Source organism: Candidatus Limimorpha sp. (genome assembly GCF_056203535.1).
The window spans coordinates 1-13,830 of sequence record NZ_JBADWU010000092.1 but is presented as its reverse complement, the minus strand read 5'-3'; the positions used below and the strand labels follow the sequence as shown (position 1 = coordinate 13,830).

Annotated in this window: 10 protein-coding genes; all 10 read right to left on the bottom strand. The window is 44.2% G+C overall.

The features are described 5' to 3' along the window. Complete coding sequence (locus tag AC06MN_RS10845; protein WP_475672398.1) at window positions 1-3,183, bottom strand: T9SS type A sorting domain-containing protein; 3,183 nt, start codon at window positions 3,181-3,183, stop codon at window positions 1-3. Between the two features lie 26 nt (window positions 3,184-3,209). Continuing rightward, complete coding sequence (locus tag AC06MN_RS10840; RefSeq protein ID WP_475672397.1) at window positions 3,210-4,568, bottom strand: tetratricopeptide repeat protein; 1,359 nt, start codon at window positions 4,566-4,568, stop codon at window positions 3,210-3,212. 342 nt (window positions 4,569-4,910) lie between these two features. Further along, complete coding sequence (locus AC06MN_RS10835; protein WP_475672396.1) at window positions 4,911-5,525, bottom strand: SprT-like domain-containing protein; 615 nt, start codon at window positions 5,523-5,525, stop codon at window positions 4,911-4,913. Then, window positions 5,515-5,781: a hypothetical protein gene (locus AC06MN_RS10830; RefSeq protein WP_475672395.1), complete on the bottom strand. Its 267-nt coding sequence runs from the start codon at window positions 5,779-5,781 to the stop codon at window positions 5,515-5,517. Before AC06MN_RS10830 ends, AC06MN_RS10835 begins: the two co-directional genes overlap by 11 nt. A gap of 213 nt (window positions 5,782-5,994) precedes the next feature. Then, the gene (locus tag AC06MN_RS10825) at window positions 5,995-7,284 is read right to left on the bottom strand and encodes a murein hydrolase activator EnvC family protein (protein ID WP_475672394.1); all 1,290 of its coding nucleotides are present in this window, start codon (window positions 7,282-7,284) and stop codon (window positions 5,995-5,997) included. Next, complete coding sequence (lolB1, locus tag AC06MN_RS10820) at window positions 7,281-8,033, bottom strand: lipoprotein insertase outer membrane protein LolB1 (protein ID WP_475672393.1); 753 nt, start codon at window positions 8,031-8,033, stop codon at window positions 7,281-7,283. The genes AC06MN_RS10825 and lolB1 overlap by 4 nt, the downstream gene beginning before the upstream one ends. Then, complete coding sequence (locus tag AC06MN_RS10815) at window positions 8,026-9,747, bottom strand: tetratricopeptide repeat protein (protein ID WP_475672392.1); 1,722 nt, start codon at window positions 9,745-9,747, stop codon at window positions 8,026-8,028. Before AC06MN_RS10815 ends, lolB1 begins: the two co-directional genes overlap by 8 nt. A 157-nt stretch (window positions 9,748-9,904) precedes the next feature. Then, entirely contained in the window at window positions 9,905-10,342 is a 438-nt protein-coding gene (gene dut / locus AC06MN_RS10810) for a dUTP diphosphatase (RefSeq protein WP_475672391.1), read from the bottom strand. Between the two features lie 229 nt (window positions 10,343-10,571). Continuing rightward, window positions 10,572-12,068 carry a lipopolysaccharide biosynthesis protein gene (locus tag AC06MN_RS10805; RefSeq protein WP_475672390.1) on the bottom strand — a complete coding sequence of 499 codons (1,497 nt, stop codon included), beginning with the start codon at window positions 12,066-12,068 and terminating at the stop codon, window positions 10,572-10,574. A gap of 348 nt (window positions 12,069-12,416) precedes the next feature. After that, window positions 12,417-13,830: T9SS type A sorting domain-containing protein (locus AC06MN_RS10800; RefSeq protein WP_475672389.1), on the bottom strand; the 1,414-nt coding region annotated here is incomplete at its 5' end.

Here is a 13,830-nt window from a genome sequence, read left to right as displayed (position 1 = left end):
CTACTTCCCAACCACAAATTTCACCGTTTTCTGGCCAACCTTAATGAAATACATGCCATCGGAAAGTTCTGATACATTGACTTGTTTAGCACCGTTCAGCGAGCCTGAAAGGACGGTTTGTCCCATGATGTTCACGATTTCATAAACGGCGTTTTCTTCTTCCGTTTCGATGGTGATGAAGCCTTTGGCCGGATTCGGATAAACGCGGAATGTCTGATTGTCAGATTCCTCTATTCCATGTAAATCAATGTAAATTTCATCGCAATCCATATCGCCGTATTTGAAGACCAGTTCGCCGTCTTTCCAATAACAGCGCATACCTTCCACGCGGTAGTTGCCCGATTTGCTCATCAGTCTTTCGGGGAAGAAACTCGTCAGGTGGCCGATGCCGCAGACTATGTTTCCGCTGAAAACATCGTTTTCGTCGCTGACTTGCAGCATCTTGTAAGTCCTGCCTTCATAATCGTAATCATCCACGGCGTCAACATGAACGGTTATGGTTTCCGTGCCGACCTTGATTTGCCATTCGTCGCCAGCTTCGGCATTCAGATTGTAAAGCACGGTGAACTCGTTCAAGGTCTTGTTCCACCAATATACGATGCCGTTTTCCTCATAAACGTATTCGTGCGTGACCTCAACACCTTTGTCGTACATTGTGTTGGTTCTCATAATGACTTTTGTACGGCGGCTGTTGATGGCGGTGTCGGCGGTATATTCCAGATGTTGGAAAGTAATGCTGCCGTCATCGTTCAGGATTTCATAATACCATTCTGAAAAATCAAAATTGAAGATAGGCTCTGCCGTACCGAAAATCGGCAACCCGTGGTTTACCCAATCTTCATCGCTCATCCAATGGCTGAAAGTGTATTCGGAAAGCGAGTCGTTTTCAAGGCTTTCGCGACCGAAATTCAAGGCCTCGACCAAATCGTTGGTGCCAAATTGCGCGGTATCGAGCAACCATTGTGTATCTGTTTCGCCTTGGCTGAAATGCGACGAGTTGAAAATGTTCTGAAATTCGGGACGGCCATGTGCGGGACGGCTTTCATCTTTCCAATAACAGTTGACCAACACGGCATCATCAATATCGCTATAACCCAAAATGTTACCGAAACCATAAAAATCAAGATGACTATTTCCTTCGCCTATCACATTGCCCGCATTGTAAACATTACGGATTTCGGCACCCGGTACACTTGCCCCTACGATGCCGCCTACAAGAATGTAATCACATGCTTCGCTTGGATATCCAGCCACATCACCCGTATTATAACAATTGTAAGCTGAACCCGTGGTTACGATTCCGCCAGCAATGACATACTTTCCTGTTGCCACAACATTTCCACGATTGACGCAATTGATGGCAGAACCATCAGTGGTTATGCCACAGGCAACAGATCCTTCTCTGACTGCTTCCGATTCAATCTGGCCAAGATTCGTACAATTATACACAAAATCTCCATACTCGTTTTGTGCAACAATGCCTGCAGCAGGACCAACTGCCAAAACATTTCCTTCGTTCAAGCAATCGTGAACTGAATTGGCAGATGATTTTCCGACGATGCCGCCAGCAAACACTCCAATGCAGTCTCCATAATTGTTGCAGAAACAAACTTCCGCACTACAACCTCCAACAATTCCGCCCGTATAGCCTATCTCTTCATTTCCCACAACACCGTAATTGGTGCAATCCTTTATCTGAAACTTTCCGGATGCCATACCTGCGATGCCACCGTTATAATTTGCATCAGTTAAAGATTGAGCATTAATACTGCCATAGTTTTCACAGCCTACGATTTCCGACAAGTTTTCCGGACTATAACAATGACCTACGATGCCACCATCATTTAAATCATCGTTTGCTTCGATTTCACAACGATTCACACAGTCTTTCACTAATGCAACACCAGAAAAGACATCTATGTCACCAACAATTCCTCCCTTGTAATAACCCGTCAAATGATTCAAGCTCGTAATGCTTCCTGATGCCGAACAATCAACTATATAACAGTCGCCTGCCCCTTGGACACTATAAAGATAATCCAAAAACGACACGCCTGCCACACCTACGATGCCTCCACCAACCGTACATGATTCAATACTCACATTTGAAGTGTGGCAATTGATGATTTGCGTGTTACCAGCACAACCGATAATACCGCCTGCAATATAACTACTCTTTATATGACTGTTTTTCAAGGTAACGTTTTTGATGACGGCATCTTTCGTCAATCCGAAAAGTCCTCCCAATTGACTTATCGAATCGTTGACACCTTGGCACATATTGTCAATCCAATAGCCATTTCCGTCATAAACGCCTGTAAAATAATGCACATACATCCAATAATAATCATAGATGTTGCCAATGCCCGGCCAATTATTAACAGGAAACAGGTAATTTGAATTCAGACTGATGTTGTTGGTCTGTATGTAGTGAGCATCACCACCCATACCCTCGTTGGTTTCTTTGGCCAGCAATGCCAATTGCGCAGCGTTAGCAATCTGATACGGATTTTCTTCCGAACCGTCGCCGCCATCATACGCATCGGCTATGCTGCCATCCCAATAGGTAAGCTCGTCGCAACCGTATGACCCTGAGTGATATAGCATTTCGCCGTCCTCAAGATAACAGCGCAGATAATCAGGTGCCGGCCCATCATAAATCTCTCCATGACAAGCATATCCAGACGGAAACAAACCATATTCATATCCTATGCCCTCAATAATCTTTCCCGAGAACACCCAATCATCTGAAACAACATTTTGGATTTTATAGGTGTGCCCTTCCCAAGTCACTTCTTCCACCGAAAGTATTTCAACATAATAACTACAGGAATCCACTTCAATCGTCCAAACTTCGCCCACCTCAAGGCTAAAGTCATACAGGATGGTAAAATCGTCAATGACAGCATTATACCAATAAACAGTGCTACCTTCATTATATACATATTGCTCACCACGCAAGTCCGAACTGTAATGAGGTTGGGTGATTCTCCGACATTCGTGGCCATTTATGACGGTATCACCGACGGAAGCCATTCTGTAATATGAAGTTGCGCTACCCATAAAAGAAGACTCATTGAAATACCATTCGGTGCCAACGGGAGCAAATTCGCGAGTCTGTCCACAAACCATTGTCAAGGTCGTGAAAACAATTGCTGTAAGGATTACTAATGCTTTTTTCATAGGAAATAGTTTTAAATTATTAATTTTCAAATATTTGCGATTATTTCTTCAAATGACCTATTATCGTTCAAACCATTCATTTTTTCCTGCTTGATGTACGATTTTCGGCGTGCAAACGAAGCCGTCTGGATTCCTAACAAAATGGAAATCACCTGATTGGTGAAACCTTGTTTGGTGAGGCAGCAAATCTGCAAGTCGCTGTCGGTCAAGGTCGGATATTGCGCCATGAGGCGTTTCGTGAAATCGCCGTAGGCGAAATCGGTCAGTTCGATGAAATCCTGCCAGTCGCGTTCATCAAGGTTGAAAGCCAATGATGACGAAGTCACCTGCTCCGACAAGGCCAAGGCCGTGACATAGACCTTGTTTTTCTTCAGCGCGAGTTCCATTTGGTTTTTCATTTGCTCCAACTTTAACTTGTCGTTGAGCATTTTCTGCCGAAGAATGAAAAATGCCGTCAGCAAGGCAATGAGCAACAGCGAAATGAAAAGATAAAGACGGACGTTTTTCAGGCGTTGCGCGGTTTGCAATTCGTTTTTCTGCGCCTGCAAATCGTATTCCGCCTTAATGCGTTGTACTTGCTCGAAATGGTTTTCATTATCGGTCTGTATCAGGTTTTCGCTGAAAAGTTCGTGATATTCAAGGGCTTTTTCGATGTCGCCTTGTTCTTGCGCGATGGTGTATAAGGCTTGATAAGCCGGAACCCTGATGCCCGCCTTTTCGCTTTGCGTGGCATAGTGGAGATGCAATGCAGCAAGGCTATCATTTTCCATGTAAAAATGGGCGACACCCAAAGTCAAATGGCACATGATGGTGTCAATGCCTTTTTCAAGGACTTGATTCACATTTTCGATTGCTTTCTGATAGTCGCCAATGTTCATGTAAAAATCACGTGCTTGTTCCAACTGAATATCGTAAAGCAGACTGTCGTTTCTGACCAACTTGGCCACTTGCAACGCTTCGTCATAATAATGCTCTGCCTCGTCAGTTTTTTCCATCAAAGCCGCCACTCTGCCGCTGTTGCGCAACGCGACAGCCAAATTGGTGGAATCTGGAACCTCGCGAAACAGCATCGCAGCCTTTTGGTGCATCTCCAAGGCATCATCCATCAGGCCGTGTTTCCAGTACATGGCACCCAAATCATCCTCAATTTTTCCTTTCAGCTGCTGCACATTTTCGTTCTCGGCATCGCATTTTCCGATTTCTAACAAGGCCTGACTGAACAATTCGGCGGCCACCTCCGACTGCTTCTGATGGCGTTTTTCGCTGCCTTCCTTATATAAGGAGTACGCTTTTTCGAAATGACGCGCTTCGTTGCGGCACGATGTCGTCACCGACAAAATTCCGAAAAAGGCCAGGCAAAACATCCAAATTTTTAATGCTTTCATCACTATTCGATTTTTCACTTGCAAAATTATGTGAAAAACCCAACGGAAAAACCTTTGTCAAGACCCCAAAGAGGCCATATCTATCATAAAATTGAAATATCTATTTTTAAATCATTGATAAACAATGTAATAAAATCATGTCTATCTATGGCATATCTATCATTTATCGGGATTTAAAAGAATGTAATTTATCCACAATATCTAAAAATGCGGATTTTTTTCCGCAGTTGGCTTCGTTGTGAAAGACGACATCGAATATGGGATCGACAACATCATCCCACTTTGGCATTTTGGATTGAATTACTAAAACAACAACAAACAACAAAGGCGAAAAGCTTCGCATCACAAAACCTCCACCTCAAGCAATCCGCTCACGAAATACGATTTTCCATTGGTTTCGCAATGGCAACGGTAGTTCTTGCGCAATTTTTCGCCACGGCGGAAGACCATGCCGTTGGGTGCTAAGAAACGTGCATTTTCAGGCAAATCGTCAACGAGGGTTTTGTTCGATTTGCGCTCATCGTGCGATTTCAGCACCTTCATCAAGTCGAAATCGGTGCAAGTGCTGGCCGAAAGGTTTTGGAAATGCTGGTTCAGTTGCTGAAGGACATCTTCGGGGAAAATTTCTGTGGTCAGGAAAGGTTGCATCAAGGCCTTGTAGATGCGTTTCCATTCCTCGCCGTGAGGCTGCGCCTTTCTGCCATATTGCTGATACACATCATAATGCGCCACTTCGTGAACGTATGTAATCAGCATCTGATAGGGATGCAAATCGCAATTCAAGGTAATGTGGCAAATGTCGCCTTTGCGTTGCGGTGGACGGAAATCGCCTAACTTGGTTGACCTTGGCCATTTGATTTCCACTCTGAATTTTCGGGCATCAAACATGGCCGCCACACCTTCCACCGATGCTTCGGGAAAATACTTCTTCAACAATTCAAGTTCTTCAGGCTTCATAGTTGATGTTTTTTTGAGGAACGTAACTCCATTTCGTACATGTGTTGCAATGCCTTGGCGCACGACGGCGTCCAGGGACTTCCTTCGCCTTGCAACCTGCCATCAATACCAACAAACCTAAAAACAATATAATCAATTTTTTACGCATAATTTTTCGTTTTTTCGCAAAGGGTGCCGTTCGCTGAAGCTCACTTTGCCCTTTGCTATTTTTAAGTTGCCCTTTCAGGGCGTTATTTACACCGTTTGCTGCAATCATTAGACGCGATGAATCGCGTTTCTACCTTTTTATTTCGCAAAGGGTGTCGCTCGCTACCGCTCACTTTGCCCTTTGCTTGTTTAACTGCCCTTTCAGGGCGGACGTGTGCCCAAATCCTTCCTCCCAACTCCAAACTTTTCACTTTTCCACTTTCGGACGCAAGCATTGCGTCCCTACTTTCCACTTTAAAACTTTTCAAACTTTCCACTTTTCTTATTTTGCCAGCCAGCTTTCAGGATTCAGCCTGTCTTTTTCTTTCAGCAATTCAAAATGCAATTCCGTCTTGCCTTCTATCTTGTTCGTATGGATTTTACCCAGATTCTGCTTTGTCTTCACATTATCGCCACGTTTCACGACGGCTTCCTCGATATTGGAATAAACCGTAAAATAATCACCGTGACGAATGATGATGACCGTATTCGAAGCCGTCAACTTGTTGACACTGACCACCATTCCATCAAACACCGCCCTTGCCTGACTGTTTTCGCTGACCGCAATGTCAATGCCGTTGTTTGTGACGACGACCTTATCTGAAACCACAGATGCGTGTTTTCCGAAAGACGACGAAACAACGCCTTTTTCGACCGGCCAAGGCAATCGGCCCTTGTTGTTGGCGAAATTGCCCGAAAGGGTCATTTCCGCAGGTGTAAGTGCCATGTTTTTGTTGCCGCTGGCAGGAACATTCGGCTTCGTATTGGCATTTGCATTGCCTTTTTTCTTTTTGGCCTCGGCCTCGGCTTTGGCTCTTGCTTCGGCTTCTTTCTTGGCCCTTTCGTTTGCCTTGCGGATTTCCTCAGCAATGATGTCATCAATGGCCTTTTGAAGTTTTTTGGCCTGCTGCTGCTTGTTTTTGATGTCTTGCTGCAAGTTTCCTTCCTGCTTTTTCAACTGTTTTACTTGTGTGTTCAAGTCTTCCTTTTCGCCTTGCAAAGCAGCTTTCTGTTCCTTTTCGCCTTGCAAAAGGGCAGCCTGCTGCTCGCGGGCTTTCCGGCTTGCCTCCACCTCGTCGCTGATGCGCCTTTCAGTTGAAGCAATCTGATCCATTTTGGTCTTTCGGGCATCGGAAAACTGACGTATGTAACGCAAACGCCTGAAGGCCTGGTTGAAATCATCGGCAGAAAAAAGGAAAACCAGCTTGTCGTAATGGCTGCGGTTTTTGTTGGCAAAGACAATCATCTGGGCATATTCCTTTCGCAGGTTTTTCAAATCGCCATTCAAGGCTTTGATGTTGCTTTGGCCTTTGTTGATTTCATCATCCAAAACGGCAATCTGCTCATTATAAGCCTTCACAAGTTCCTCGCGCTGCTTGATTTTCTTATCGAGCAAATTGACCTGATTCAGTGTGGCTTGCTTGTTTTTCGAAGTCTCTTTCAGCAACTTGTTGGCTGTAGCGATTTCCTGCTCCAAATTGGCGATTTGTTTCTCCAACTTGGCTTTGCTTTTCTGAGGATAAACCGCCAGCGAAAAAGCCATCAACAACAGGCAAATGAGGTATTTTTTCATAATCTTGTCCTTTGCATTTTTGAAGTGATTTTAAAGGGAAATGAAGTCGTTTCGTTGAGCGTCACCGAAGAATACTTCATTTTGCCTGCAAAAGTATACATTCCTTTTAAATCGAGGCTGATTTCTGTCGGAATCAAATTTGTGCCGAAGGTTTCGAAACCGCCGTAAATGGTGCTCATTTGGAAAAAACGGTCAACGAAATGAGTCTTTGCCGTGCGGAAATGTTGCTGTTCAACCCAAATTTCATCATAATTCGACGAACTGCTGATCTTGTAATACGGATTATCCAATTCGCGCATTTTTTCACCTTTGCCCAACATCCATAAACCATTACCTAACAGCATGTTCTGAATATCCGAAAACCTGATATCCGTTCCAAAACGCATTTTAAGCATGTCGAGCGGTTCCTTCACATACGAGTTTTCCAGCTTGTTGATGACAAAAAGCGAATCGGGCGTGAGCATGATTCTAACCGCTTCCATGCCCAAAAGCGCCGTCACCGAAACCCAAATGACGCTGTCGCGCTGCATACGGATTTGTCCGCCAAGGTTTGAAATCATGCCTGTTTCGGGCTGAATGTTCAGTTTGGCCGAAAACCAATTCCATTGCGTTTCGTTTTGTTCCACTTGCTGAATCAATGCTTCGGTGAGCATGGCTTCAGTCGGCGCCACATTCTTGTGATGCGAGCCGCACGATGCCAGAACCAACAAGGCAGACAACAGAATGATATGAAGTTTCAACTTACTCATACAGAGTGCCGTCCTTCAATTTCTGTTCCAGTTTTTCGGAATAGCCGCCAGCCTTTTGCGCCTTCTCCCAATTTTCGATGGCTTTTTTCGTGTCGCCCGTTTTGAAAAGGATGTCGCCGTAATGCTCAAAATACAGTCCTTCAGGATTTTGCGCATTATCAAGGGCCTTTTTCATTTGTTTTTCAGCTTCCTTATAATTGCCATTTTTGTAAAGCACCCAAGCGTAAGTATCGAGATAAGTTGCGTTTTTCGGCTCCAATCCGATGGCGTGTGAGGCCATTTCAATGGCTTTGTCCAAATCTTCGCCTTTCAGCGAAAGATAATAGGCGTAGTTGTTCAAAACCAATGCATTATCAGGGTCGACGGCCAAAACCTTGTCGTAGGCACTAAAGGCTTTTTCCATCTCGCCGGTTTCATAATACAAGTCACCCAGATAGCTGTCGAAACTTGTCTGCAAATTTCTGTCGGCACAGTATTTCCTGCCTTTTTCCAAATACCTGACGGCCTCATCAGTCTGTTTGAAAATGGCACTGCCAACACCAGCATACCAATAGAAAATAGGCTGCATGGGATAGTATTTCAAAGCCGCGACCGAATGTTCCAAAACCGCCTCGTTGTCCTTCAAATCCGCTTCGCTGAAAATGATGTTCTGCCAAGCCAGAAAATCAGTGCTATCGAGACTTAAAACCTTGGCATACATATCTTTCGACTGCTGGAAATCCTGTTTTTTCAAATGATAGTTTCCTAAAACGATGTAACCAATCTTGTTGTCGGGATAGGTCTCAACAAAAGCCTGGCCGGCTTGTCTTGCCTGCTCGTCGGCCACTTTTTCCGATGCTTTCTGGAACCAGTAATCGTAGATGTTGAGTTTCGTATTGAAATCCAGATTCTTGTTGCGGATGGCAGAAATCAATTCCTTGAAAGCCTTGTCGTTGTCGCCTTTCTTTTCGTAAAATTCAAGCAACGAAACGTTGATGTATGGGTCGTTAGGATTGTTTTCCTTCACTTTTTCATACATCTTGAGGGCTTCCTTTTCCTCGCCGCTATCCATATAGATTTGCGCCAACATACTGTAATAGCGTGCGTTCTGCGGGTCGTTGTCAACCATTTTCTGCAATTCGGCAATCATTTTCTTCTTGTCGCCCTGACGCTGATAAATGGCAATGCGCTGCTCGCTAATCAGTTCGTTGGAACCCATCTGTTTTTCCAACAAATCTATTTTCTTCAAGGCCTGATTGTAGTTTTCGCAAATCAGATAAACATCGATAAGTTCGGTCAGCGCATCAATGTCATCGGGATATTTTTCCGTCAGTTTTTCGTAGAGTTTCACGAAATCGTCATACATTTCGTAATTGCGGTAAAACTTGCCCAAACGCAACTGATACCATTTGTTTTCCGGCTCCAGTTCAACGGTTTTGCGGATGCTCCTGAAAGCATCTTCCATCCTGCCCGCGTTTACGTACTGCTCGCTCAGTTCATACATGCTGGCGGCATCGTTTGGCATGAAAGTCAAGGCCTGCTCGAAATTCCTGATGGCACCTTGCACATCCTCACGGTATTTGCATTGCAAGCCATCGGAAAAATAAGTGGCGTTTTTGCGCTTGTCGATGACCACGCCGCCATCGGCTTTCAGGCCATCTTCCTGCGCCACGCACAATGAAACCGAAAACAGTAAGGCTAAACCAAAAACTATTCTTATTTTATTGATTGACATTTTGTTATGTAGATATTCAATTTAGTTACTTTTAAAAAAGTGGAAAGTTTTAAAGTGGAAAACGGAAAGTATTAAAGTGAAAAGCTTTTTGAACTTTTTGAACAATATTGAACAATGCTTCAAAACCCCATCACCTAATAACTCATCACCATTAACCTCAATTTTTACCCGTATGTCCAAATCCACCCGCGCCACGTTCCGTTTCGGAAAGTTCCTCAACCTCAACCATTTCGGCCTGTTCGCAACGCGCAAAGACAATTTGCGCAATGCGGTCGCCATTGTTGATGACAAAAGGCTCATCGGAAAGGTTGATCAGGATTTGCTTCAATTCGCCGCGATAATCGGCATCGATGGTACCAGGCGTATTCAATACCGTAATGCCATGCTTGAAAGCGAGACCGCTGCGCGGACGCACCTGACCTTCGTAACCTTCTGGAATTTCGATATACAATCCTGTCGGAATCAAGGCACGTTGCATGGGTTGCAAGGTGACTGAACCATCCGGCAGATAGGCACGCAAATCCATTCCGGCGGAATTCTTCGTTTCGTAAGCCGGCAATGCGTTATTCGATTTGTTTACTACTTTGACTTTCATATAATTCAATTCGAGATTTAAAATTCAAAGATTTAATATTTAAAGATTTTGACTATTTGACTATTTTGACTTTTGGACTTTTAGACAACTTGACTATTTTGACTTTTAGACTAATTTGCTCCCTGAGCTTGTCGAAGGGACGACCTTTTGAACAATTTTGAACCTTTTAATTTTAGACTATTTTGACTATTTGACGACTGATAACTGAAAAACTGATAACCAACACTACTCACGCCTTTCTTTTGCAAACCTTTGCAACCACGCCTTTCACCAAATCCTTTTCAAACCAGCAAATGGCAGCGCAGAAAACCATCATGATCAATGCATTTACGACAACCGCCAAAACTTGGTTTTCGATATGGATGAACCGCATTGCAAAGAACAACACCAATGCCAAGGCGAAATAGCCCAAAATGCCTTTCACATCGTAGGGAACAGGTGCCTTTTTCTGTCCGACAAAATAGGAAAGCAACATGCAAACGCCATAGCCTGCAAAGCCGCCCCAAGCGCAAGCAATGTAACCGTATTTCGGGACAAAAATGAAGTTAATCGCAAGCAAAACCGCGCAACCTATGGCCGAAAAGATGGCGCCCCACCAAGTCTGGTCGATGAGTTTGTACCAAAACGAAAGGTTGAAATAAATGCCCATGAAAATCTCCGCCATCATCACAATCGGGACGACAACCAAACCTTCCCAATAGTCCGACTTGATGATGTATTTCAAAAGCGGCATGAATGCAACGACTGCCAGGAATGCGAACAACGTGAACATGACGAAATATTTCATCACTTGCGCCTGCATTTCCTTGCTGTTTTCGTCCTTTTTGCCGCCAAAAACGAAAGGCTCGTAGGCATAACGGAAGGCTTGCGTAATCATGGCCATAATCATGGCAATCTTCACGCAAGCGCCATAAATGCCCAGCTGAACTTCGCCTTCCTTTCCCGGAACGATGAAACGGTAGCAAATCTTATCTGCCACCTGATTCAAGATGCCAGCTAAGCCCAAAAGCAGCAAAGGCCAAGTGTAGCGCAGCATCTGTTTCAGCAAGTCCTTATCAATTCCAAAACGCAACTTCTTGATTTCGGGAATGAAACCAAAAGTGATGCTTGCCGTGCAAATCAGGTTTATAATGAAAATATAACCAACTTGATATTCAACATTATACCAGCCCATCAGATTTGGACAACTCTCCTTCAAGCCTGGAGCCACAAGGAAAATGAAAAGGTTAAGACCTATGTTGACAAAGATGAACAGCAATTTCAGCGTGGCAAACTTGATGGCCTTGTTTTCGTAGCGCAGACGCGCAAACAGAATGGCCTGGAAAGCATCAAAAGCCACAATAATGGCCATGATTTCGACATATTCGGGATGGCTGCCATAGTCCAAGGCATTGGCTATCGGATGCAGAAACAGCGATACCAGAACTACAAATACCAACGAAACAAAGCCAACGGCAAGTCCGGAAGTGGAGAAAGCCTTGTCGGGATTAACACCTTCCTTGTTGGCGAAACGGAAAAAAGTGGTCTCCATGCCAAAAGTAAGGATGACAAGCAGCAAGGCCGTGTAACCATAAAGATTCGTAACAACCCCATAACCACCTGTCGATGCTGCAATCTTGTAAGTGTAAAGCGGCACCAAAAGATAATTCAAAAATCTGCCGATGATGCTGCTCAATCCGTAAATGGCAGTCTGTCCTAATAATGAAGAAAGTTTATTGTTCGACATCGTTTTCCTCTCTTTTTTCCAATTAGAATAACCCTACAAAAATAGGAATTATTGCATTAATGGCGGCTGAATTTTTCTATGATTTTCACTTGATATTTGTTCACGGCAATACAAAATCATTTAGAAGCTGTGTTGTTTACTTTCAATGCGCCTCCCTTTGCACGATTCCCTTGGGAACTTTTATAGGTCCATCAAAATAGATTGAACATGTTGGTGGAACGTAAAGACGCACGGCCGTGCGTCTTTACATGCCAAAAAATTGTGGTAAATCGTAAGAGAAAACGGCCAGCCGCAAATTGCAACTGACCGTTTTCTCTTGTAGAGACGCAGCGTACTATGCCTCTACATTCATTCCTTCACCACCTTGTCCGAATAGACCTTTCCGCCTTCAAGGGTGATTTTTGCCACATATTGCCCAGCCGGAAGGTTTGCCACATTCATTTCAGCGGTGCGCGAACTTACCACGCAGCGGCCTGAAACATCGTACAATTCAATGCTTTCTAATTTTACATCAGGTGAAATATGTATGGAAAGCCTGTCTTTCATCGGGTTTGGATAGATGCAGTATGGACGGAAGGAAGATAATGGTTCATTAACACTCCATCCCTCATCGTCAAAAATCAGGAAAAACAGTTCAGGTGGCGTGAGGGGAACATTGCTATACAAATAACCACCAACAGCCAAGCCTCCGTCGTCAAGTGTTATCATTTGGGTTCCAAGCCATGAATATCCGGTAGGTTCAAGACAAAAGCGTTGCCAAATGATGTTGAGGTCAGCATCCATTTTCACAACAGACACCTGCCCGACTCCTCCTGCTACAGGATCCTGGGTGCAATACGAGAAGTAGACAAATCCATCATCGGCCTTCGCCAACCCGATAGGAAACGCACATCCAAAGAAATAGGGTGGAGTACCTACAACAGGATAGGTATCAAACAGGGCCGTGTTTTCGGCTGACAGGTTGTCTCTATTGTATCGTGTGACCTGAACGCCATCTTTATGTGGGCTGGAGATACTGTATTGTGTGGCAATAAGAAACGATTGCTCGTCAAAGTCACACACCAGTTCTGTCATACTATGCGAAAACTGTATCCCTGATGGGGAATGGTCGTCCATGTTCAGGTCCGCTTTGAAGTTTAGCAGTGAATCTAATACGATTATATGCATTGCGTGGGAGACACGGGTGTCACTGCCCCAAAAACAATATTCCGATTTTGAATCGTCAAATGTGTCAAAAACACGGCTGCCTGCCCTACGGTTGATTGGAATTAACGAATCAGGAATGGCAGTATGATTCTTTACGGTACCATCTGTTCCGACGCGTAAATAATGGAATTCGTCACGCGATGAAACATAGTATTGCAAAATAATGTCATTTTGATTATCAATGAAATAAGCATCCAATAGTGGATATATGAGTGTGTCGCATACCGGAATTTGGATTTCCTTTCCAAAATTGAGGTTGCTGTCGAAGAAACGCAAGTGCAGGTCGCTTCGTGCATCTTCATAATTGTGTTCTATCTTTCCGTAAATGTGGCTGTCACCCGATGAGGAAGGATCCCGCTGTAACAAAAAGTAACTCAAGTCGTTGTCTTCGATAAAGACGGAGTCCATTATGACAGCGCCGTGGCGTGAAATCTTGAGAAAACGGTTCCCGTAATCACCGATACCGTAGCCTTGTTCATCCATATTAAACAATTGGACATTGGCGAGAATATTCCCATCGCGCAACTGCATCATGTTACGCAATTCGGCATCATAC

Coding starts and splice junctions, on each gene's coding strand:
- AC06MN_RS10805 (WP_475672390.1), bottom strand. CDS start 12,068: ATGTCGAACAATAAACTTTCTTCATTATTAGGACAGACTGCCATTTAC.
- AC06MN_RS10815 (WP_475672392.1), bottom strand. CDS start 9,747: ATGTCAATCAATAAAATAAGAATAGTTTTTGGTTTAGCCTTACTGTTT.
- AC06MN_RS10835 (WP_475672396.1), bottom strand. CDS start 5,525: ATGAAGCCTGAAGAACTTGAATTGTTGAAGAAGTATTTTCCCGAAGCA.
- dut (WP_475672391.1), bottom strand. CDS start 10,342: ATGAAAGTCAAAGTAGTAAACAAATCGAATAACGCATTGCCGGCTTAC.
- lolB1 (WP_475672393.1), bottom strand. CDS start 8,033: ATGAGTAAGTTGAAACTTCATATCATTCTGTTGTCTGCCTTGTTGGTT.
- AC06MN_RS10830 (WP_475672395.1), bottom strand. CDS start 5,781: ATGATTGCAGCAAACGGTGTAAATAACGCCCTGAAAGGGCAACTTAAA.
- AC06MN_RS10825 (WP_475672394.1), bottom strand. CDS start 7,284: ATGAAAAAATACCTCATTTGCCTGTTGTTGATGGCTTTTTCGCTGGCG.
- AC06MN_RS10845 (WP_475672398.1), bottom strand. CDS start 3,183: ATGAAAAAAGCATTAGTAATCCTTACAGCAATTGTTTTCACGACCTTG.
- AC06MN_RS10840 (WP_475672397.1), bottom strand. CDS start 4,568: ATGAAAGCATTAAAAATTTGGATGTTTTGCCTGGCCTTTTTCGGAATT.